General features: G+C 39.8%; 22 protein-coding genes and 1 tRNA gene. 7 read left to right on the top strand and 16 right to left on the bottom strand.

The window, feature by feature from the left end; genetic code table 11:
* Positions 1–37: 37 nt before the first annotated feature.
* The 6 genes from RYH73_RS04460 to RYH73_RS04485 all read right to left on the bottom strand — a co-directional run bounded on the left by RYH73_RS04460 (position 38) and on the right by RYH73_RS04485 (position 6,422).
* Positions 38–1,732 (bottom strand): sodium:solute symporter, encoded by a 1,695-nt coding sequence (locus RYH73_RS04460; RefSeq protein WP_335312123.1) that lies wholly within the window; start codon positions 1,730–1,732, stop codon positions 38–40.
* A 111-nt stretch (positions 1,733–1,843) separates the two neighbouring features.
* Positions 1,844–2,038, bottom strand: coding sequence for a hypothetical protein (locus RYH73_RS04465; protein ID WP_335312125.1), 195 nt, complete (start codon positions 2,036–2,038; stop codon positions 1,844–1,846).
* 2 nt (positions 2,039–2,040) lie between these two features.
* Positions 2,041–4,530, bottom strand: coding sequence for a PIG-L family deacetylase (locus tag RYH73_RS04470; protein ID WP_335312127.1), 2,490 nt, complete (start codon positions 4,528–4,530; stop codon positions 2,041–2,043).
* 10 nt (positions 4,531–4,540) lie between these two features.
* On the bottom strand, positions 4,541–5,116 hold the full coding sequence (locus RYH73_RS04475) for a non-canonical purine NTP diphosphatase (protein ID WP_335312129.1): 576 nt from the start codon (positions 5,114–5,116) through the stop codon (positions 4,541–4,543).
* A gap of 33 nt (positions 5,117–5,149) precedes the next feature.
* On the bottom strand, positions 5,150–5,650 hold the full coding sequence (locus RYH73_RS04480; protein WP_335312130.1) for a hypothetical protein: 501 nt from the start codon (positions 5,648–5,650) through the stop codon (positions 5,150–5,152).
* Between the two features lie 79 nt (positions 5,651–5,729).
* Complete coding sequence (locus RYH73_RS04485) at positions 5,730–6,422, bottom strand: phosphatase PAP2 family protein (RefSeq protein WP_335312132.1); 693 nt, start codon at positions 6,420–6,422, stop codon at positions 5,730–5,732.
* A gap of 653 nt (positions 6,423–7,075) precedes the next feature.
* Between RYH73_RS04485 and RYH73_RS04490 the strand changes: the two genes are divergently transcribed.
* Entirely contained in the window at positions 7,076–8,470 is a 1,395-nt protein-coding gene (locus RYH73_RS04490) for a peptidylprolyl isomerase (RefSeq protein ID WP_335312134.1), read from the top strand.
* Between the two features lie 79 nt (positions 8,471–8,549).
* On the opposite strand, the gene RYH73_RS04495 is transcribed toward RYH73_RS04490, so the two are convergent.
* The 10 genes from RYH73_RS04495 to RYH73_RS04540 form a co-directional block, all read right to left on the bottom strand.
* Complete coding sequence (locus RYH73_RS04495; RefSeq protein WP_335312136.1) at positions 8,550–9,419, bottom strand: hypothetical protein; 870 nt, start codon at positions 9,417–9,419, stop codon at positions 8,550–8,552.
* A 63-nt stretch (positions 9,420–9,482) separates the two neighbouring features.
* Positions 9,483–10,946, bottom strand: a complete 1,464-nt coding sequence (gene cysS / locus RYH73_RS04500) for a cysteine--tRNA ligase (protein ID WP_335312138.1) — start codon at positions 10,944–10,946, stop codon at positions 9,483–9,485.
* A 136-nt stretch (positions 10,947–11,082) separates the two neighbouring features.
* A complete protein-coding gene (locus RYH73_RS04505) occupies positions 11,083–12,213 on the bottom strand; it encodes an endonuclease/exonuclease/phosphatase family protein (RefSeq protein ID WP_335312140.1) in 1,131 nt (376 codons plus the stop codon).
* 9 nt (positions 12,214–12,222) lie between these two features.
* Positions 12,223–13,074, bottom strand: coding sequence for a rhomboid family intramembrane serine protease (locus RYH73_RS04510; RefSeq protein WP_335312142.1), 852 nt, complete (start codon positions 13,072–13,074; stop codon positions 12,223–12,225).
* Positions 13,075–13,108: 34 nt separating this feature from the next.
* The gene (locus tag RYH73_RS04515) at positions 13,109–13,864 is read right to left on the bottom strand and encodes a rhomboid family intramembrane serine protease (protein WP_335312144.1); all 756 of its coding nucleotides are present in this window, start codon (positions 13,862–13,864) and stop codon (positions 13,109–13,111) included.
* Between the two features lie 8 nt (positions 13,865–13,872).
* On the bottom strand, positions 13,873–15,735 hold the full coding sequence (mutL, locus tag RYH73_RS04520) for a DNA mismatch repair endonuclease MutL (protein WP_335312146.1): 1,863 nt from the start codon (positions 15,733–15,735) through the stop codon (positions 13,873–13,875).
* Positions 15,736–15,765: 30 nt separating this feature from the next.
* Complete coding sequence (locus RYH73_RS04525; protein ID WP_335312148.1) at positions 15,766–16,788, bottom strand: threonine aldolase family protein; 1,023 nt, start codon at positions 16,786–16,788, stop codon at positions 15,766–15,768.
* Positions 16,789–17,208: 420 nt separating this feature from the next.
* Positions 17,209–17,469 carry a DUF6952 family protein gene (locus RYH73_RS04530; RefSeq protein WP_335312150.1) on the bottom strand — a complete coding sequence of 87 codons (261 nt, stop codon included), beginning with the start codon at positions 17,467–17,469 and terminating at the stop codon, positions 17,209–17,211.
* Positions 17,450–17,764, bottom strand: coding sequence for a thioredoxin family protein (locus RYH73_RS04535; RefSeq protein ID WP_335312152.1), 315 nt, complete (start codon positions 17,762–17,764; stop codon positions 17,450–17,452). The genes RYH73_RS04530 and RYH73_RS04535 overlap by 20 nt, the downstream gene beginning before the upstream one ends.
* A gap of 6 nt (positions 17,765–17,770) precedes the next feature.
* Positions 17,771–18,409 (bottom strand): peroxiredoxin, encoded by a 639-nt coding sequence (locus RYH73_RS04540; protein WP_335312154.1) that lies wholly within the window; start codon positions 18,407–18,409, stop codon positions 17,771–17,773.
* A 268-nt stretch (positions 18,410–18,677) separates the two neighbouring features.
* On the opposite strand from RYH73_RS04540, the gene RYH73_RS04545 reads away from it, so the two are divergent.
* The 6 genes from RYH73_RS04545 (at position 18,678) to RYH73_RS04570 (ending at position 23,369) form a co-directional block, all read left to right on the top strand.
* Positions 18,678–18,749 (top strand) — tRNA-Arg (locus RYH73_RS04545).
* Positions 18,750–18,930: 181 nt separating this feature from the next.
* Complete coding sequence (locus RYH73_RS04550; protein ID WP_335312156.1) at positions 18,931–19,821, top strand: SDR family NAD(P)-dependent oxidoreductase; 891 nt, start codon at positions 18,931–18,933, stop codon at positions 19,819–19,821.
* Between the two features lie 77 nt (positions 19,822–19,898).
* On the top strand, positions 19,899–20,711 hold the full coding sequence (locus tag RYH73_RS04555; protein ID WP_335312158.1) for a helix-turn-helix domain-containing protein: 813 nt from the start codon (positions 19,899–19,901) through the stop codon (positions 20,709–20,711).
* A gap of 99 nt (positions 20,712–20,810) precedes the next feature.
* Positions 20,811–21,260 (top strand): DinB family protein, encoded by a 450-nt coding sequence (locus tag RYH73_RS04560; protein ID WP_335312160.1) that lies wholly within the window; start codon positions 20,811–20,813, stop codon positions 21,258–21,260.
* Positions 21,261–21,719: 459 nt separating this feature from the next.
* The gene (locus tag RYH73_RS04565; RefSeq protein ID WP_335312162.1) at positions 21,720–22,130 is read left to right on the top strand and encodes a hypothetical protein; all 411 of its coding nucleotides are present in this window, start codon (positions 21,720–21,722) and stop codon (positions 22,128–22,130) included.
* A 156-nt stretch (positions 22,131–22,286) separates the two neighbouring features.
* Positions 22,287–23,369: an efflux RND transporter periplasmic adaptor subunit gene (locus tag RYH73_RS04570; RefSeq protein ID WP_335312164.1), complete on the top strand. Its 1,083-nt coding sequence runs from the start codon at positions 22,287–22,289 to the stop codon at positions 23,367–23,369.
* Positions 23,370–23,378 lie beyond the last annotated feature (9 nt).

Genomic DNA, 23,378 nt, shown 5'->3' on the forward strand with positions numbered 1-23,378 from the left:
ATTATACCGAGCTTTTGTATTCTGACATCCGGAAATGTCAGTTCTTTGATCTGGAGGGCAACAATGCCTGAATGAAAACAGCAAAGAACATAACCAATACGCAACCAACTAAATTAAGCCATAAAAAGGCCATCATATCTGCACGCCAGCAAATAATGACTAAAATTTCTGCAAGAATCGCGGCTACGAAGGTAGCAGTGCCTTTCGCACCTTTAATATAGAATGCGACTATAAATATGCCCAAGATAGTGCCATAAAATAACGATCCCAAAATATTAACAGCTTCAAGGAGATTTCCAAGACGATTAGCATATAAGGCTATAATAATTGTGAATATGCCCCAAAATAGCGTCATAAGCCTCGATACGTTTAAATAATTACTGGCGCTACCATCTCGATGAATAAATCGCTTATAGATATCTATTACAGAAGTCGAAGCTAAAGAGTTCAGTGCACTTGCTGTTGATCCCATAGATGCTAAAAAAATAATTGCGATCAATATACCGATGAGTCCTTTTGGAAGTTTTTCAGTAACAAAATTAAGGAATATATAATTGTTGTCGTTTGTATCTGCTTGGGGGTCATTTTTTTGCATAAGCAGGGTGAGTTCTTCCCTGACCTTCGTAGTCTTTTGATTGGCGGTATTTAGGTCTTTCCTGATTCGGTCAATTTCAGAATTGGCGTTCCTATCTAGAGCACCGCTTAATTCATTGATTAAACGATGTTTTTCCTCGAAAACCATGTTGAATTTTTCCCTAATTTGTTGCAACTCCGGTTGATAGGCGCTCTTTTCAATTTTGGTCAACTCTAATTTATTGAAAAAAATAGGTGGTTGATTGTATTGATAGTACGCAAAAACGAGAATACCAATCATCAATATCAGGAATTGGAGCGGAACTTTAATCAGTCCGTTCATTAATAAACCCAATCGACTATCACGAATTGAGGATCCCGTTAAATAGCGACCGACCTGACTTTGGTCGGTGCCGAAGTAAGATAACTGTAAGAAAAAGCCACCAATTAAACCACTCCATAGTGTATACTGGTTATTCCAATCGAAAGAAAAATCAATCGCATTGGCCCTTCCGGATTTTCCGGCGATATGAAGAGCCTTTACGAGTCCAATATCCGATGGTAATAAATGAACAACCATCACACCAGCAGAAAGCAGTCCAATGAAGATAATGCCCATTTGCAGTAATTGCGTATAAGAGACAGCCTTTGTCCCTCCCCATACCGTGTACATCACAACTAGACACCCAATAAATAAGGTGGTATAGGTAGCATCTATTTGTAAAATGCTCGAAAGGATAACCGATGGAGCATAAATTGTAATACCAGTAGATACACCGCGTTGTATAAGGAATAGAAAGGCGGTGAAAACACGTGTTTTTACATCGAATCTTTTTTCCAGGTACTCGTAGGCTGTAAAAACGCGCATCCGATGAAAAATAGGTACAAAAGTAATGCTGAGTACAATCATAGCCAGCGGCACACCAAAGTAGAATTGGGCAAAACTCATCCCTGAAGTATAAGCAAGGCCCGGGGCGGAAAGGAAGGTGATGGCACTTGCTTGAGTAGCCATCACGGAAAAGCCTATATGATACCAGGGAAGCGTTTTATTTCCTAAGAGATAGCCATCAATATTACTGCTGCCACGGCTTTTGTATATGCCATAGCTAACGATCAGCAACAAGGTACTGAAAAGGACAATCCAATCAATTAAACTCATTCAAAAGTTACCTTGAATAAGTAAAACAAGAGGATCAGTGCAAACAGCCAAATCAATACCAACCAGTAGAATTGATGCCAGCTATTTACAAAAGGGGGGAGGCCTTTATCTTTAGGCAGGTTCTTCCTCACTTCTGCGCTTCACTAGAGCGTTCAAGAAAAATGTGGCGATAAACAGACCAATAACTAATCCGCCTACCACACCCCAGAAAGATTCGGCGCAATAGCCCCCTGTAAGAGCCCCAAAAAAAGCACCGATAAGATAAAATAAAGAGTCTGTGTTGATTTTCTTTTCTTGATTTTCCATGTTTAATCGTTTTCTTTTGCGAGCAAATTTACAAATAATCTATAAGCACCGGGTACTCCCGCAGGTAATTCTCTGAAAAAAGACAGGGAAGTATAAACATATTTACCTTTTCCATACTTCGCTACCAGGAGCGATCCTTTGCTTTCTGCTTCACCGGGGTCGTTCATTCCTAAAGGTAAGGTATAGTGTGCATCCGTATTTGAGGCGAAATATAGACCTCGTTCTTGAATCCATCCTTCAAAATCGGCTGCCGTGATCTTGTTCGGATATTGGAGAATGAAATGTTGCGGTTCTGTGAAGTGAACGGGTGCATCCTCATTGGTGACACGTTCTCTGCTAATAGTGAAAGGATACGGACCAATTTGTGTGGTTTTTAAGCCTCCACTTACATTGTATTGTTCAACGAGTGTACCTCCATTTTTTACATATTCCAGCAGCTTGGGTTGTATGTAGCGGATACGATCATTTACATTATAAATTCTAATGCCCGTAATAATGGCATCGTATTGCGTTAGGTCTTGATGCATGATATCGTTCTCCGATAAAACATCCACCTGCAACCCTATTTCACGCAAGGAAGCAGCGACAAGATCACCAGCTCCAGGTAAATAACCGACATGTTTGGCAGAGACTCCAGTCTCTATTTTACTTAACCGAGCGCTTGCTGGTGGAAACCAGGTGATTTGAGGAATATGATCGTAGCGAATGGTTCGTATAGACTTCGCTGTTTCTTTTTGACCATTTTTATATTGAATATCAAAGGAAAGAGAATCATTTATAGTCGCTTTAGGTGCTGGATAAATGGTAGCTGTTTTGATTGATTCGTCATCTTTTTCACTTAAATCAATAGCAAATGATGCTGGTTCCATTCGCCAGCCTTTCGGAAGTATGGGCCTAATGTCCGCCTGAATTTGCTGGCCGTTAGCAATAAAAGAGAGTTCTATTTTCTTCGGTTCGTTCCCGTTAAAAATCACGGCCTTTTGATTAAGATTGATGGTCAAAGGAGGGGCAATAATCACCGGGTTTCTTACCTCACCACGTACGGGATCATTATACGAATAACTAAGGGGTATAGGAAAATCTATTTTCTTTCCTTCAATAGATAAAGTAGTAATTACGTGAGGGAGCTTATCGGCTTCTGGTTTACCGATGAGCCTCTGGTTTCTGACTGTAAACGAGCCAAGTTGATGCGGCGAGGCTAACCAATAAGGCTGTGTTATGGTGCTAGCTTCAAAGGAAGTTTTGATCTGCTGTAACTGATTATATGGTAGGTTTGTTGTGGCACTCAAAAGGGATTCGCTTTGATCGCCATTTTTTAGCGCAACCAACGAAACCGCTAAACCAGGCTTTTGTACAACAAAATTAGTACTGGCATGAACCGTTTCGCCCGCTGCATATTTTTCGTCATCTGCCTGGCAGGCTATCCAGATACCGCCACAATCTAAAATAAGTTTCTTTACCTCCTTTATTTTTTGCAGTGCCCAATAATTACTTCCTAAACCTTCCAGCGCAGTAAGAAGTTCCGTAAGTGTTTTAATTGAATGTTCGGGGTGAGCCAAATCATAATTCTTTGCCAGGCGTTGTATTAGTGCTTGTACTTTCTCAGAACGAGGGACTCTCGACCAACTCGTGTTGATGTCATCGAACAAATTTTTTTGAGGACTAGTCCCGCCTAATCGTTCAAAATATTCATACATTTCTCCTCTTTCAGCTGTTGTACCAAAACCTTGACTCTTGTGATTGGTTCGGCTGATGGCCGCAATCTCCCCATAGGTTCGGCCAATAAGGGAGTTATATTGCCCTAAATCTTCACGAAACTGTCCCTCTTTTATGGTATTTGCACTCCCAAAATTATAGGTGTTCCATAGAATTCGCGTTGTTTTCCAAGGTTTGACATACACCAACTGTTCGGGGAAGCGATTTGGATCTGCGGCAGCCTCAAAAGCCTCCTGCGCAAGGAGAGATGAGGCTTGGTGATGTCCATGCCCCGCTCTTGGATCACCTGGAAATCGGGTTATGATAACATCTGGCTGGAAATTCCGGATAACCCAAACAGCATCCGCCAAGATTTTTTCTTTGTTCCATATTTGAAAGGTTTCATCAAAAGTTTTTGAAAAACCGAAATCGTTGGCAGTTGAGAAAAATTGTTCACCGCCATCGTCCCGCCTTGCTGCGAGCAACTCTTGGGTTCGTACCAAGCCAAGTTCCTCCGCTTGTTCGGTTCCAATTAGGTTTTGCCCTCCATCTCCACGTGTTAGTGATAAGTAGCCGGTGCGATAAAGGCGCTCATTCGCTAACCAGCCAATTAGACGTGTATTTTCATCATCGGGATGTGCTGCAAAGTACAGCACACTACCTAAGGTGTTTAATTTTTGAATTCGCAATTTGATCGATGCAGCATTGGTGGACGATGCGTTCTGTGCAGATAAAGATTGGGCACATAGCGTGAGCAATGCAATAATAAGCGAAGATTTCAGTGGTTTACGAAGCATACGGCAATGTTTAGCGATTCTTTAGAAAAGTAACTAGTTTCTGTATGGCAACTGCGCGGTGGCTGATCTGATTTTTTTCTTGGGACGACATTTCCGCAAAAGTTTTTGCATAACCGTCGGGGATAAATATCGGATCATATCCAAATCCTCCAGCCCCCGAACGTTCTGAGACAATCGTACCCTTTACAAGACCTTCAAAGAGATGCTCCTCCGCCTCCAAACGTAAGGAAATAACGGTTCTAAATTGTGCTTTACGATTGGTTTCACCTACTAACTTAGATAATAACAGATCGATGTTTTTTTCCATGTCCCTCGAACCACCGTAACGAGCGGAATATACACCTGGTTCACCGTTCAATACCGCTACCTCCAGACCAGAGTCATCGGCAAAACAATTAAGGCCGTAGTGACTTTGTATATACTCACTTTTAAGGGAGGCATTACCTTCAAAAGTATCGGCGGTTTCCGGAATATCTACATTACATTGTATATCTGACAAAGATCGAATGGAAAAAAGATCTTTCACCATTGCTTGTACTTCCGCTAATTTATGTTCATTGTTTGTTGCAAAAACCAATTGTTGCATATCTTTCAGGTAATTAATGGTGTTCTTATGATTTTAAAGGCTTTTAACGGCCTGCCAAAAGAGCTTCTTCTTGTTCGTGTCCGTTAGCATTTCCTCAAAAGAATAGGTATAAAGTAATTTGATGGATTGCTGAGAGGACACTATATTCAGGGACAGACCGTTTACACCTATTTTGTTAGGGGATGGTCCAGCAAGGACAATTTTTTGTGGATTGAAATGGGTAAATAGTGTTTCAAAATTGATCTCTTCCCGTACCTGCGCTAAATTAAGAACCGCTACGTCATCCAGAGCAAGACCTAGAGCATGCAATGTTTTAATAAAGGCATCTTGTGCGGTGGGAGAGAAATAACTTTCTGCAAGATTTTCTATCAAATACAAGATGCGGCTTTTATTAGCTCCAAGAATATCAAATGATGGACGGGAGGTTTCTGCTATAGCTTGTTCTAGGAGGGGTGATTCGACTTCAAATTGGAAGAGCGTATCGTCCATCAGATAACGTAAAGCAAAGGGATTAGTCGTATTCAACTGCGTCATTGTACAATGAATGGTAGTAAAGCCTAACGAAAATAGAAGAATCTGTATCGAGATGCAAACAATAAAGAAGGAATTCTAATTATGAAACGGGTTTTTTACCTTTATTTAAGAATTCTAATAGATTACTGTTCATGTTTTTTGCATGAAACCACTTGGAACGATCAAATAGCCAAATAAGATGTAGGGCAAAAAAGGTTCCGATCAAAGACCCCGCTAATAGATCTTTAAAAAAGTGTTGAGATAGGTATACGCGCGATAGAGCGACTACGAGCGCGACTAAAAAAAGCCAAGGTTGACGTCTTTGTCGTATAAAAATATAAGAAAGGGTGATAGCAAGAGAAAAGACGCAGGTAGTATGACCTGATGGAAAGCTAAGTGAATTTTGTAATACATAGTCTTTAATGGTATAAATGGCTTCTCCATGCTCGAAATAAACTGCAGGTCGCGGATGTTTGACGATCATCTTGATTACCTGCGTGAAAAAACCGGTATAAAGCATGGTAGAAATCAATAAAAATGAATGGCGCCAATTAACAAAAAGAAAAATAATAGCGATCGCTAGCGTGACAGGCCAATCTCCTAAATCTGTGATCAGCATGAATGTTTGGTCTGCGAGTTGATGGTGATGCTGGTTTACCCATAAGAACAAGTCTGCTTGCGAATAGATAAACGAGTAGGTAATGCCAATGATCTGAAAGCAAACTAGTAATAAAATAAATACGGGAAATTGCTTTAAAAATGTTAGATAACTGTATTGATAAGATGTACTCATTCTTCTATGCTTGACATTTCAAACATAATGAAAATGTTTATGTTTTTGCAAGCAGCAATTTGTTACTTAGGCAGCCATTTTTAACGTACAATAGCTTGTTATATTAAAGGAACGATTATTTTTGTCACTTTTTTCCGCAAAAAGTAACCAAAAACTCATCACTTGGAACTTTGCTATAAAAGGTAGTGCCTCAACGTGCAAACCGCAAATTTCCTAGGTGATATTTTAATAGAACGGAGGGGTTTTGCGGGCAGCCGACAAGGCCTTGGGTGTGGGATAAAACGGCCTTGGAGGATACCGATGCAACGAGCAGCAAAGCATTTGCACCTCTGTTCATGTTGCACTATCCAAGCGGATTGAGGAAGTGAAACGGCTCCAATACGCACCATGAATGCTTTGCCATCAGGTGCAAGGTAGCCTACACGAGCCTTGATTTTGCTCAACTTTTATCAAGAAAAGTTGATTAAAATAATCGTTCTTTTATACGGTCAAATTAGTGCATTACGCACTGCGAATTGTTGTCATCGGAAACAAAGGGTCAACAGTGAACCATTTTCTTGTTAAATTTCGTTAAATATGGAATAGAGTGTAATGGATTTGTGTAACTTAGCAAGCTATTAAAACTGCTTAGTATAAAATATAGAATTTAACAAATGAAGAAGTTTGCTGGTTTGTTGACGCTTATTCTCCTAGCTTGCGCAGGGGTACTGAAGGCTCAAGATGTGCAGGTAATAGATAAAGTGGCGGCCGTTGTTGGTGGAAATATTGTGCTGCAATCGGATATAGAGATGCAGTATGCACAATATCTTTCTGAGGGTAATCGTGCTGATCCAGGGGTCAAATGTATGATTTTAGAGCAGCTGTTAACGAATAAGCTTTTAACGCAACAGGCGGCTATTGACTCTATTGAAGTGACTGAAGATGAAGTCGATGACAATATTAATAATCGTTTGCGGTATATGACACGGCAAGCTGGAGGGCAAGAGCAACTGGAAAAATTCTTAAATCGCTCGTTACTGCAGTATAAGGAAGAGATGAGGCCTGCTGTTAAGGAACAATTGATCGCCCAAAAAATGCAGGCGAAAATCACGGAGAAAACAGGCGTCACGCCTTTGGAAGTGAAAAGATATTTTGAGAAAATCCCGCAGGACAGCTTGCCTAATTATAATACCGAGGTCGAAGTCGGGGAAATTGTAGTATTCCCGAAACTGACAAAGGAAGAAAAGCAACCCTTTTATGATCGAGCCGAATCACTTCGAATGGGAATCAAAGCAGGGGACGATTTTGGCACAATGGCCAGGTTATATTCACAAGACCCTGGATCTGCTTCGGCGGGGGGGGATTTGGGCTTCTTCGACAGAAGTAGTATGGTGAAAGAATTTACATCCGTTGCCTTTCGATTAAAACCAGGTGAAATTTCCAATGTATTCGAATCAGAATATGGGTTTCACTTTTTGCAAGTGCTTGAGCGAAGAGGAGAACAGGTCCGGGCGCGACATATTCTAATTGGCGTAAAACCGAACGAACAAAGCTTGGAACGGGCAAAAAAACAAATCGATAGTATCTACACACAAGTGAAAGACAATAAGATGCCGTTTTCTACTGCAGCCGCATTGTATTCGGGAGATGAAATGACCAAGTATAACGGTGGGATGATGTTGAATGCAATGAATCAACAAAGTCGTACCACTTACATCCCTGTAGATCAGTTGGATGCGGCAGATTTCTCCGCAATTGATACGTTGAAAGCCGGACAATATTCTAAGCCTTTTGCTTTTTCTGATCCTCAAACAAAAAAAGAAGGCTATCGATTCTTATACCTTAAATCGCGTACGGAACCACATCAAGCTTCCTTAGAGAAGGATTATGCTAAGATTAAAGAGTTAGCGGAAGCAGATAAGCTGAACCGTGTCGTTAGTGAATGGTTTGAAGAGCGAAGAAAAACCACCTATATAAGAATTGATGATGAATTTAATACCTGTGCAGAATTAAAGGACTGGATGCGGGACAGCGAAGTAAAAAACGCGCAGGCAAAAGTTAAAGACTGATAGATTAAAATTTACGATAAAAATAAGGGGGTACGTTAATTACGATGTACCCCCTTATTTTTTACTCATTTTGGGAAAATTATTTCTCAAAATACATATCAACGCTTACCTTCCACATAGAATCGTCCTGCAATTCCCATACACGAATGTAATAGCATTTCATAACCTTGTTACCTTGACGAATTATCGCGTCCCCCTGGCTATAGGCTAACTCACCGCTATACGTGCGGTCCACCTTATTTTCTATGCTTTCGATATTGATGTCAGCTTTCTTTAAAAAAGCACGAATATCATCTACACCGATAACCGGCGTGTAACCTGGTATATAAATTCTGGCATAATCTGTTAAGAATTCTTTAAATGCAGTTTGATTATCTGCTTTCAAAATGGTCGAGAAGAGCTGATCGGTACTTAATATAATATCTTCCCGTTGTTTTAGTCTCGCTTTTGATCTGGACTTTCTGTACTTGTTGTCTATCGGGCTTTCCAAGATCGCAGGCACATTTTCTGTCGGTGCACCATGCTCGCTGATTGCCCGATAAGCAATTTTCCACTCACCCTTGCGGTCTAATTTCCACAAACAAAAATATTCACCATATTTTTTCTTAAACCCTACATTTTGCCAAGAAATGGGCCCTGTTGTAAAGCCCCATTCATTGCTTTTGGAAACTTTGGCATAAACAGGTTTCCACGTCATCACATCAGGAACTCGAGACTTGCTTTTAAAATAAAGCTCAGCTTGCGTCGGTGCCGGGGTGAAAATTACCGTATTTTCATCGCTATAATTCTTATATGCCGCTAAAACACCTCTATTGGCCGCCAAAACACCCATATTATATTCAGCCGAAACCAATTGATTTATTTGTTCTTGGGAGGGCTCTTGCTGGGCCTGTATGGAGTTGCTTGAGAAGGCAATAATACTTAGGGCGACTAAAATAAATCTAAACATTATAGTGTATCAATATTTTTAAGGCTTCTTTCCTGCTAAATTGATGCCAAAATTTTCATAAGATTAAGATTTACTCCAAATGGTACCTTCTTTACTGTCTTTTAGTTGAAATCCCATTTCTTGTAAACTGTTACGAATCAAATCAGAGGTTGCATAATCTTTGGAAGCTTTTGCCTCCTGTCTTAGCTTAATGATGAAATCCATTAGCTTCTCTAAATCACCGTTATTTTCATGCTGATCGTCTTTAAGACCAAGAATATTAAAAACGAAATCATTTACAAGCGAATTCAATTGCTCCAAACCTCTCGTGTCAATCGAGGCTTTATTGTCATATATGCTGTTGATGATACGCACTACTTCAAATAGCTCTGCAATTAATACCGGACTGTTGAAATCATCATTCATGGCGGCTATACAGCGTTGCGTAATCTCTTCCAAATTAACGGTTGAAGAAGCCGATACCTTTAATTTTGGCAGTAAAGCAATCGCATTCATTAAACGGCGATAGCCTTTATCAGAAGCCTCTAAGGCCTCGTTCGAAAAGTCCAACGTACTTCTATAATGCGCTTGTAGCATAAAGAAACGGACCGACATGGGTGAATAGCCGCGATTTAATAAAGGATGATCGCCAGTAAAGAGCTCTTTTGGTAGGAAGCCATTTCCTGCTGATTTTGACATGCGGGCACCGTTTACAGTTAACATATTTGTATGCATCCAATACTTTGCGGGATTGGTGTGATTGCAAGCCTGTGATTGGGCAATTTCGTTGGTATGGTGTGTTGCTGCCAGATCCATACCGCCACCATGTATATCGAATTGATGGCCTAAATATTTGTTGCTCATCGCAGAACACTCGATATGCCATCCAGGAAAACCCACGCCCCAAGGGGATGGCCACCGCATAATATGTTCGGGTTTAGCCTTAATCCACAAGGCGAAATCTAATCTTCCTTTCTTTTCGTCTTGCCCGCCAAGCTCGCGCGTATTATTTAGCATGTCCTCTAACTGTCGGTTTGTTAAAATCGTATAATCGTGATTTTTGCTATACTTTTCGACGTCAAAATACACCGTACCGTTTACTTCATATGCATAACCATTAGCAATGATTTCTTGAATCATTTCGATTTGTTCAGAAATGTGACCTGTTGCCGTTGGTTCGATGCTCGGAGGAAGTGTATTGAATAATCGAAGCACATCATGGAAGCCAATCGTATACTTCTGCACAATCTCCATTGGTTCCAATTGCTCCAATTTGGCTTTTTTTGCAAATTTATCATCTCCCTCATCACGATCACCTTCTAAATGCCCGGCATCGGTGATGTTTCTAACATAACGAACCTTATAACCTAAATATAAAAGATAGCGATAAATCAGATCAAAGGAGACGAATGTACGGCAATTACCTAAATGTACGTCACTATAAACGGTAGGACCGCATACGTATAGGCCTACAGTGGGCGGGTTTATGGCTTCAAAAATTTCTTTTTTTCGGCTAAGCGTATTATAAATGACTAAATTGCTGCTCATTCGTTTTATATTTAAAGAATATGTTTTCTAGGCACACCTTTCAGAAGATTGTGCGAATTTAATAATTTCCTTTCATTCCCTAATATTTTTAAGAGATCGTTACTAAGAAAGGACAATAAGAAGACGTCGCTCCAAATTATAGGGTCAGGTCACTCCAAACGGCGTAATGATCAGATAATTTTTTCTTCAATATCTGATAATGTTTAACCTTAAAAGCTTTGGATGAAAGTATATAGTCTATCTGAAAGTTTGGAAACTCGCCGTTGTAAGTAATTCCCCAACCTGATCCCTTTTTCTCGAAGCTATTGTTTAAGTCGTCGGAAATGGTACGCACAGCAAAAGATAAAGGCGTATCATTAAAATCACCGGTTATAATTACTGGTTTTCGACAACGATTTATTTCTGCTTTAATCTGTTTTGCTTGTGCACTCCGTTCAAAAAAGGCATGCTTCAAGCGAGAGCCGATCCTTTTGGTGGAGGCTACGTTGTCATTTTCAAAACTTCGACTTTTTACATCTTTTACAAAGGCATAATCACGAGGCTGAAAACCAATCGATTGAAGATGGACATTATAGATGCGGAAAGCTCTTCCATTTTTCACAATATCGGCATATATTGCTCTATTTAATGTTTTTTTACCTTGGTAATTGGGGATTGATCCAGCATTTTTTATGGGATGGCGAGAAAGAATAATGAGCCCATAGGCCTCGTACTCATTCTCAATCACAGGATGAAAATAGCTGTAGGGAAGGCCTAATGCAGGAGCCATGTTCTGCCTATTATTGTACTTTCCTTTCTTCCGGGTATAAAACTCCTGCATACAGACAATATCGGGCGAAACACTTTGGATGAGCTCGGTTACCGCCTTTTTCGTTTTTGGTTGTACATCGTGATCTTCTTCCCGAAATAAATGCACATTATAGGTCAACACCCTTATGCTATTGCTGTCCGGGTGCTTAATGGATTCCTTATCCGGCTTACTATTAAAGCCTATATGCTTTCTCAGTGGAATGTATCCGCAAAGAATACAAAGCAGTGATAAAATGAGCAGCTTGGATTTCTTAAATGCCCACAGTAGAACGAACAGGAAGTTGGTTAAAAGAAAAATTGGATAGCCTAGACCAAAAAAAGCCATTGGCCAAAAGCTTTGCGGATCAACGTATGGAGCAAGGTAGCTGAGACACAATAATAAAATGCATACTGCATTGATACCAAGCAGTGCGAAATTTCCCAGTCCTCTTTTTCTTTTCCTCTTTTTTGCCCTCATGGATGAAACTTAATCTTGATCTTGCTTACCCGCGTTAAATAGGGCCTCTTTTTCCGCTTTGCTTAAGCTGTTATATCCAGATTGGGATATTTTATCCAGAATGCTGTCAATATATTCTTGATTGGTAAAAGTTGCTTTGCTTTTACGAGGAGTATCATTTTTGATTACGCGAAGCTTTTTCTTTTTAGTTTGAAATAGCTTGCTCCAGTCATTGCCCCTCCGGAGCTGCAGGATATAAATAAATCCGAAAAGTCCGCCACCCAAATGAGCGAGATTTCCGCCTAAATTTCCCCCTCCCAAACCTAATAGATTTAAAACGATGAAGGCTACGGCTAAATACTTTAGCCGTACATTTCCGAAAAATAGTAAACGAATGGTGTAATCGGGTACTAAAGTTGCAGTAGCTACGACGATGGCGTATACGGCCCCCGAAGATCCCAACAATACAGCAAAGCCGGCACCTAATGAAGGAAACAGATTGTAAAGTGCTAGAAACAACACACCTCCAATTAAACCACCTGCTAAATAGGTGAACGTAAACTGTCTTGAATTTAAAAAGTCAAGAAAGATAAGACCGATCCAATAGAGCCACAGCATATTGAATAGGAAATGGAAAAAATCCACTTGCGTAAACATATAGGTAGCGATAGACCATGGCCGGTACAACAGCTTGTTTAAGTTGGCCGGTAACGCGAGTTGGTCAATCAGAAAAGAACTAATGGGTGTTTTTGCAAAGAAATCAATCACCGAAAAAAGACCCATTACGATGAAAACAATCGTGTTGATGGCTATAATAAAGTTCAACGTACTCCCCGATTGGAATGCTTTATAGTATAGTTCGCCGAAAAATGATCTCTTCATAATTATTTCTATCTCGTTGATCTTTTTATTAAAACTAACCCCATAATCCCGGACGCTTGATTCCCCAGATCTTAATGAGAATAAAGCCGAACAAAGCCCCTCCTAAATGGGCGAAGTGGGCGACAGAATCACCGGAGAATTTTGATACACCCAAAAATAATTCCAATACAATATAAATTGGAATAAATATTTTTGCTTTTATCGGAATGGGGATGAACATCAGGTATAATTCCGTATTGGGAAACAAATAACCAAATGCAACCAATAAACCGAAGATGGCGCCTGAGGCACCTACCATAGGGGTAAAGTAAACAGAAGCAAGCGTGTCGAAGTTCGATTTTGAGATTCCGTCTATTTTACTTGAAAGCATACCTGTTTCAAAGTTGAAATCCAAGATGCTTTTTGCAGAGGGTGATCCGGTAATATTAAAAACCTCAAAAGCCTGTACACCGAATTGCAGCGCAAGTGCCCCGAGACCGGTAATAAGATAAAAGTAAATAAATCGTTTAGACCCCATGATTCGTTCCAATATAGGGCCGAACATATACAACGCAAACATATTAAAGAATATATGGGCTAAACCTCCCCTGTTGATATCGCCATGCATAAACATATAGGTGATCGGTTGCCACCAATGAAACATGGGCGAATCAAAATAGTAGACAGGAAAGATGGTATAGGCATATTTAAATACAAAGTTTGCGCCGATAAAGCATATGATATTTGCAATCAATAAATTCTTTACTACTGGCGGAATCCCGCCAAATTGCGAGGATGGACTATTAAACATGTTCTCGTTTATTTTTCAAATTTTTCTAACAATTCCTGGAGGGTAAAGGTAATAATTATGGGTTTACCACTCAAAGAAACATTAGGTGTTGAGCAAGCAAAGAGCTTATCGATAATATCATTCATTTCATCGATTCCCAACGCAGTACCGCTTTTTATGGCAGCATTGCGGGCTAGGCTTCTCGCTAAATTTTCTCTTTTGTTTAATTTTAATGTTGATTGATTATTTTTGTAGGCTTCTAATAATTGCTCCAGCACCTGCGATTCGCTCAGTCCGCTACCCAAGTCGGCCGGAATTCCTTCTACAATAAAAGTATTTCTACCAAATGGCCTGACCTGAAAACCGAGTGCATGAATATCAGGCAATAAATCGTTTATAAGTTCAAAATCCGCAGCACTTAAATCAACTGTTTGTGGAAAAAGACTTTGCTGACTGGCTCCCTGATGTGTTTCCAATTGTTGTAAAAAACGTTCAAATAGAATACGCTCATGGGCGGCCTGCTGATCGATAAGGATAAAGCCTGAGCGTATCTGCGATAGAATAAAGCGGCCATGTATTTGGAAAATGAGTTTACCCGCTGGTTTTTCCTGTGTGTTTTCTACGGACACTACCTGTTCCATTTCTGGCGGATCAATACTTAATTGCTGGTGTTGCGCTCTTTGCGTGATCTCATAAAGTGTTTCCCAGTTCTGCGGAATGCCGCTCTTTTTTTCGAACGAGCGTGAGTAATTATCTTGTCTTTCCTTTTGTGGAGAACCGGTGTCAAAGGGATTAAATTGCGGATTAAAGTTGATAGTCGGTGGAACAATATCTTCCGTCTTTTTCTGCGAAATGATATGGCTAAAGCCTGTTTCCTGATCGAAATCAAGCGTCGGTGTAATATTGTATTTCCCTAAGGAGCGTTTAACCGCCGAGCGAATAATGGCATATATTGATCGTTCATCCTGATACTTGATTTCTGTTTTTGTGGGATGAACGTTAATGTCAATTTGCGCAGGATCAATCTCGATAAATAATACATAAAGTGGATAACTTTCGGCAGGGAGAATCTCTTCATAAGCGTTAAGTATCGCGTGATTTAAGTAAGGATCTTTAATGAAGCGGTTGTTAACAAAGAAGTACTGCTCCCCCCGGGTTTTTTTAGCATATTCCGGTTTTCCGATGAAACCATTTAGATTGATGATCGTGGTGGACTCTTCAACGGGTACTAAACGTTGATTGTAATTGCTCCCAAAGATGTGTACAATGCGCTGCTTTAAACCTTCAGACGGAAGGTGGAAGATTTCGTTCCCATCACTGTGCATGCTAAAGAAAATCTTAGGATGTGCAAGGGCAATCCGTTGAAACTCTTCAATAATATGACGTATTTCAACTGGATTACTTTTTAGAAAATTACGGCGCGCCGGTGTATTAAAAAATAGGTTTTTAACGGAAATGCTCGTGCCTGCGGGTGCAGCCGTTGGTTCCTGACTAACTATTTCCGATCCTTCGATTAAAATGTAAGTACCTAATTCGTCTTCATGCCGTCTTGTTTTAAGCTCAACATGGGCGATAGCGGCGATAGAAGCCATCGCTTCCCCCCTGAATCCCATGGTCCTGATTGCGAAGAGATCTTCTGCCTTTCTTAATTTTGAAGTCGCGTGACGCTCAAAGCATAGGCGTGCATCTGTGACGCTCATGCCGCAGCCGTTATCAATCACTTGGATAAGCGATTTGCCTGCATCTTTTATGATTAATTGAATTCTATCCGCGCCTGCATCAATTGCGTTTTCTATCAGCTCCTTTACTGCCGATGCCGGACGTTGTACCACCTCCCCTGCCGCAATCTGATTGGCTACTGCATCCGGTAGTAATTGAATGATATCTGACATACCCTGCGAATTTACAAATTAGATATGAAACTACCTTGTTAGCTCCGCAAGCTTTCTGTCAAACAAATCGATTTCCTCTTCACTTGTATCAAATGAGCACATCAGTCGAACTTCATACTCCGCCTCATTCCAAATGTAGAAAAAGAGTATTTCCTGCAGAGGCTCGATCCAGCTGGCGGGTATTTTGGCGAATACAGCGTTTACTTCTACCGGCTTGGTAATGGTGATTGCCGCGTATTTTCTTAAGACTTTAGCCAGTTGCTGTGTTCGTTCCAAAACAATATTAGCATACTTTTTATATACATCATTATAGAGTAGCGCCAAAAATTGAGCCGAAATAAAGCGACTTTTGGAGGCCAGCTGCATGCTGCGCTTATGAAAGAACATGCTATCCTGGTTGTGCTCGTTAAAGATAAGAACCATTTCTCCATAAAGCATACCCGATTTGGTTCCACCCAAGGATAGGGCATCTACTCCACTCCTTTCGATGATATCTTGCAACGAGCAACCCAGGGCTGTTATAGCTGTAAAAAGTCTAGAACCATCGATATGAATTAAAAGGTCATTTTTCTTAGCTACCTCTTGGATTGCACGCAGTTCATCCAAGGTGTAGAGGGTTCCATATTCGGTAGGTTGCGCAATGCTTAGCACCTTAATTTGCGGATGGTGCAAATCGCCACGGCGTTTGACTGCTTTTTGAATGATGCTAGGCGTCAGTTTACCTGCGTGATCAATCGTTAGCGGGATAAGCCGACATCCCGTAAGATTTTCCGGCGCGGTTGATTCATCGACATATATATGTGCGGTTTCTGCACAAAGTATCGCATCGTAAGGTTTTGATAAGATGCTTAATGCAAGCAGATTAGCGCCTGTTCCATTAAAAACCAAATGCAAGCGAAATGGACTTGGAATGCGTAGTTGTAACTGCTCTTTTAAACTGTTGGTTGTCTTGTCGTTTCCATATGCAACAGCATGGTCTTGATTTTCATGTAGAAGAGCTTGCATTACTTCCGGAACAGCTCCTGCGTAATTATCGCTTGCCAATGATTTCATCTTCGGAATTCGTTTTTAAGGTCAAAGGTAACTAAATGCGTTGTAACACAAAACAAAGACCGCCGAGTGGTGTTCGCTCGGCGGTCTTTGAAATTAACAATTAAAAAATCTTGTTCTTTAAGTTGGCTTAACTGAATGACACATCACTGCGTGAATCAAAAAATACGATGAGGTATATAAAAGCGACTTAAAGCATTAACCTTTAACATTAGTAAATTTACGAAAATTAAACTGTTCATGTAAATTAGTTTTCAACAGAAAAGTGGGTTTTCAACATATTTTTGTGGAAAAGTCTGATATACTGTGTTTTATTCCGAAGACAAAAATCTATATTCGATTTTTCAATGCTTTATTCGTATTTCTCAACATAAAAAAAGCGGCACTATTTTGTGCCGCTTTTTTGCGTTAGCAGATGAAACGCTATTTATCTATAGAGCCTAATACACGTTTCATAAAAGTATTTAGCGCATCTTTTTTGTCCATGCCTTGCTCTTGAACCAGTTTATTCACTTCAATCGCGCCATACATGTTTGATATCAGCTCACCTATAACGTCTAACTCTTCGTCCTTCAATGAGGGAACTTCGGTGAGCGATTCAAGCGTTTCGATTGCCTCAATCACAAAATCCTCATCGTTATCCTCAATGAATTGAGTTAAATGCTTAATTATTGGTAACTTCATTTACTAATTGCGTTAAGGCATCCAGTTTATTTGTCTGTACTTGATTGAGCAGTTTACCGGCCTTGAAAGCCGCAAATGTAGGTAAGTTCGTTACATTAGCAAGCTTCCTTGACTCAGGTAGTTTTTCAGCATCAACAATGACAAACGGGATATGTTCGTTTTCTGAAGCCAATTTTTTAAACTTCGGTTTCATAATTTTGCAGTTACCGCACCAAGTTGCTGCATATTGAACCAATACTACATCATTTTGGTTAACGATATCTCCTAAATTATCTTGTTCTAATTCTTGTAGCATAATAAATTAATTTGCGGATAAGTAGCTCGCTACACCTTCGCGGTTAGCATTCATCGCTTGCTTTCCTTCTTCCCAGTTAGCAGGACATACTTCTCCAAATTTTTGAACATGAGCGTAAGCATCAATTAGACGTAAGTATTCTTTTACGTTGCGGCCAAGTGGCATATCGTTTACACTTTCGTGAAATACTTTTCCATCTTCATCTACAAGGTAAGTAGCCCGGAAGGTTACGTTAGAACCTTCAATAATCAATGAATCCAACTCTTCATCATAAGCCGCTTTTTGTATATCCAGAATACCTAATACATTTGCCAAATTACGTGTTGTATCCGCTAATATTGGGTAAGTTACCCCTTCGATACCGCCATTATCTTTTGCAGTGTTTAACCATGCAAAATGTACTTCATTTGTATCGCAGGAAGCACCGATTACAACGGTATTTCTTTTTTCAAATTCAGGTAAAGCTTCCTGAAAAGCGTGTAATTCGGTAGGACAAACAAAGGTAAAATCTTTTGGATACCAGAATAACAATACTTTCTTTCCTTTTTTAGTAGCTTCTTCTAATACGTTAATTCTTAAATCATCGCCCATGTGATCCATGGCGTCAACAGTAATGTTCGGGAATTTTTTACCTACTAAGCTCATATTAATATTTTTTTCGTTTTTGATGTTGCAAAGATAAGGCTTTCTGCTAGGTTAAAGTATCTTATTTTCTTATGGGCTTATAAATAAAAACTATAGGAAGACGGGGGTGATATTTCAAAATAAAATAGCAATACCTTTAATGAAAACACAAAATTGACGTGACCCGTATTAAGGTGAGCACATTCGTAAGGCTCCTTGCGAACGTCTTCACTAATTCTTCTGTGAATTGCATATAAGAGGAAATTTATCTAAGTTTGCCTTCCAAATTGGCCCTGTAGTTCAACGGATAGAATAGAAGTTTCCTAAACTTTAGATATGGGTTCGATTCCCGTCGGGGCTACTAAAAGGCGGCTTTTTTAATAAGCCGCTTTTTTGTACTTGGTGCTCTTGCCTCTACTTAACCCTTGCTTTTTACCTAATAGGCTTCTGATGAGCTCTTGAACAAAGCATATTTGAGCCCCTCAACAAAATCCATTGGATTATATTGAAATACCTTTGACTTGTATTTAAATAATAGAAGAATGGAAAAAGTATGGTTTATAACAGGTAGCTCCCGGGGTTTAGGACGTAGTATCGTCAAAACAGTACTGGCAAGTGGTGACAAAGTAGTTGCAACAGCTCGAAATACCGATCATCTACAGGATTTGATGACACAATACGGCGCGCAGGTTTTTCCGATCGCATTAGATGTAACCGATTATGAACAGGTTTATCAATCGGTAGCCAACGCAGTGAAGCATTTTGGACGAATAGATGTATTAGTCAATAATGCGGGCTTTGGTATTATTGGTGCCGCGGAAGCGTATACGGACGAGCAAGTACGGAGTCAGTTAGAAACGAATTTATATGCCCCCATAGAAATCACCCGAGCTGTATTGCCCCATATGCGTAGTCAAGGCGGTGGACGTATTCTGCAGATCAGTTCTATTGGTGGCAGAGTTGGCAATGCAGGTTTAACAATGTACCAAGCAGCGAAGTTTGGTTTAGGCGGTTTTACAGAAGCACTAGCAAAAGAAGTCGCCCCATTGGGGATTTATGTAACCAGTGTAGAACCGGGTGGTTTCCGCACCGATTGGGCCAGTGCTTCGATGACCTATGCGCCTGAAATCGCAGCTTATGAACAGGTTAATCAACGATCGGATTTTTACAAAAGTGGAAGATTCATTCCCTTAGGGGATCCCTTAAAGGCTGCCAAAGTAATGGTGGAGCTGGCTGCTCATCCTTCGCCTCCGATACACTTGGTATTAGGAAGCGAAGCCGTAGGTATACTAAAAAATGCAAATGCTGCCAGACAGTCCGAAATGGAGGAGTGGATGCAAGTTAGTTTATCTACTGATCACGATACTGCTGAAGATTTTTTGAATACTGCCGAGGGGCGGTGGTTTACAGATAATGTAAACCGAAAACACTAATATTTCGTATATTTACGTAGGCGGGCGACATCATAGCAAATGTATGTCGATACAAGCCGCCTATTAATAAAGTCCTTATGGCTCCATCTGGAACAAAGAGATTATCACCAATAGCATACTCCTGCTATTTCTCGCGTAATCGGGAAGGGGAACAGTTTGCACCGGAACATGTATTTAGTTATCAGTTATCGGGTACACTGACAATCAATACAGGTGACAAAACATATGCATTTAATGAAGGTGCTTTTAGATTAATTCAGAGGAATCAATTGTTGAAATTTATTAAACAGCCACCACCGAACGGAGTTTTCAAATCGATATCTATTTATCTTGATCAGCCGATGTTAAGGGACTTTAGTTTAGCCTATGGATATGAGACAGAGAAAAAATACCTTGGAGGCGAAAAGGTAATGTCGTTAAAAGGTGGGATTTTATGTGAAAGTTTCATGGATTCGTTGCTGCCCTATATTCAAGGTGATCAACCGATCAATAGGCAACTCCAAGTCTTAAAACAGCATGAAGCGGTTATGATTTTATTGCAATTGAAGCCTGAATTGAAGAATATTTTGTTTGATTTTAGTGAACCTGGTAAGATCGACTTGGAAGCCTTTATGAACAAAAATTTCCATTTTAATGTACAGCTCAAGCGTTTTGCTTATCTTACAGGCCGTAGTCTAGCTACTTTTAAGCGTGATTTTGAGCATATTTTTCATACGTCGCCGAGTAAGTGGTTACAGCAGAGAAGACTACAGGAAGCCCATTATTTGATTAAAGAGAAGGGGCGTGCACCCTCCGATGTATATTTGGAAATCGGCTTCGAAGATCTTTCGCATTTTTCTTTTGCCTTCAAGAAAATGTATGGCTTGCCACCGTCTAAGCTGGTGGGCTGATTATTGAAGTTAAAGAGGTTGGAGCGTACTTTAGCGATGCTGATATTACACCGTTGCGGACGGAATCCGTTATTATCTATAAATTTTTATTTAAAACCCATGATTATAGACAGTCTTAAAGCACTTTTTGAAAGAGATCTTCAACGTCTTTACGAAGAGATTTCACTTTATAAGGATGAGAAAAAACTTTGGCACGTCGAGCAAAATATAGCCAATTCTGCGGGTAATCTTTGTCTTCATCTAATAGGAAATTTGAACACTTACATTGGTGCTGAAATAGGAGGGTCGGGCTATATTCGGAACCGTGAAGCTGAATTCTCCGATAAAAACATCCCGCGTCAAAGCCTGTTAGAAGAGATAGCTAAAACGCGGACACAAGTGTCAAATGCATTGGGAACACTGAAAGAATCGGAGCTCCATGAGGAATATCCGCGTTTAGTTTTTGAAAAAAGTATGTCAACGCTTTATTTTCTTATGCATCTGACGACACATCTCAATTATCACTTAGGGCAGATCAACTACCATAGGCGATTATTGGATGAAAAATAGCGATTCGAGCCGGATGTACGTTTTTTATAAAAAGATGATGGCATCTTTTCTTTGATTATCTCCATATGATCGCTGATTCAGCCTTCATTTTGATTTTTTGTTGTTGTGTATGGCTTTTTTCTAGGTTTTTTCTGCAGATGGGCTATTTTTTTTATTTTATTTGTGAATTTATTAACGTTATTCCTTAATTTTTAATTTTATTTCTTGGATTTGGGTTTTAATGTTATTATTTTTGAATGCGAAATGGATTGTTCTTGTTAATATTGAAAAAAAATGTAGATAAAGGTCTTTTCTTATAGGCTTTATTGCTTGATAGGCTAAAAAAAATGAATTTGGCACAATTTTGCCGCTAATGTTTATTGAGTTATGTTGACCACCGCTGAGCTATCACATTTAACTAACATTTAACAATTTGCTGTTGCTCGTATGAACAACTTTATATACTTTTGACCCCTGATCATGAAATGGCTCGTTCGGTTTTTTCTATCGTTGTGTTTGCTCTTTTTGAGTAAATACAATCATCTGCACGCTTATGCGGATCAAGATCATATACGCTATTCGTTGGTAAGTGTTTTTGAACGAGTAGCTTACGAGCATATGAATGCGGCGGAGAATATTTTAAGTTTCAAACCCGCACCTGTCAATACCGAAAAGGTAACCGAAAAGATACGGGCGACAGATAAAGAGGAGGAAGACGATTCCGTTTCTTCCCGAAAATACTTGGAAATCAGTAATTATTTTACTGATTTTTTTTATGCTTTAAGCTTGGGGTCTTTCTGGCGGCAAATAAGGCAAAGCCTGACTTTCTGCGCGTATTTCCCTCATTTCTCATCCCGAACCTACCTCCTGTTTCGGGTTATTCGAATTTGATCTTTTCTGTAGATGGAATGCTAACTACTAACTAGCTATTCCGTTATTTTTTACTTCTCATAGAAAACAGACGATGGTTTTTTTAAACCATAAGGGTTTCGTATACAAATTTCAAAACATTTAAGAAATCATATTGCTTCGATAAGCGAAATTATTATGAAGAGAATTTTCATGCTCATGGGCTTGGGTGCCGTGTTGTGTCATACAAGCTGTCAATCAAAAAAAGAAGAAAAAGAAGAGCAAACCAAATTTTTGGTAACCAATCCGGTCAATATGGACACGTCCATTGTAAAAGACTATGTATGTCAGATTCGTTCGATACGTCATATTGAATTGCGGGCGCAGGAGCGGGGTTATTTGCAGAAAATTTTTGTGGATGAAGGACAATTTGTAAAAGAAGGGCAGCTATTGTTTCAGATCATGCCGAGATTATATGAGGCTGAGTTGGAGAAAGCGCAAGCCGAAGCAAATTTTGCTGAGATTGAATACCAAAACACGAAAAGTTTAGCAGATAGCAATATTGTGGCGCCGAATGAATTGGCTATGGCGAAAGCCAAATTCGACAAAGCAAAGGCCGAACTGGCATTGACAAAGGTCCATTTACAATTTACGGAAATCAGAGCTCCTTTTGATGGAATCATCGATCGCTTTCACGTACGACAAGGGAGTTTGGTAGATGAAGGAGATTTGCTGACAGCGCTTTCTGATAACAGTAAGATGTGGGTGTATTATAATGTTCCTGAAACGGAATATTTGGATTATCAAGCGAATGCGAAGCGTGATAATGCAATGAAAGTAAACCTCCTGATGGCGAATAATAAATTATTTGATTATCCAGGAATTGTTGAAACGATTGAGGCCGACTTTGATAATGAAACAGGAAATATCGCTTTTCGAGCGACTTTCCCCAATCCTAAAGGCTTGTTGCGACATGGCGAAACGGGAAATATAAAAATGGTTGAGCCTTTGAAAGATGCGCTCATCATTCCACAGAAAGCCACTTTTGAAGTGCTTGATAAGAAATATGTATATGTAGTGGATAAGGATAATAAGGTGAAACTAACACCGATTACCATTGGTGCCGAAATGCCTGATCTATATGCAATAAGCAATGGTTTAACAAAAGATGATAAAATATTGCTTGAAGGATTGCGGAAGGTGAAAGATAATGACAAAATAGCTTTTAACTATGAAAAGCCTGAAGCAGTTATATCTCAACTAAAATTACCAACCGAATAAATGTAAGTT

The sequence above is a fragment of the Olivibacter sp. CPCC 100613 genome, from assembly GCF_036959255.1.
Taxonomy (GTDB): Bacteria; Bacteroidota; Bacteroidia; order Sphingobacteriales; family Sphingobacteriaceae; genus Olivibacter.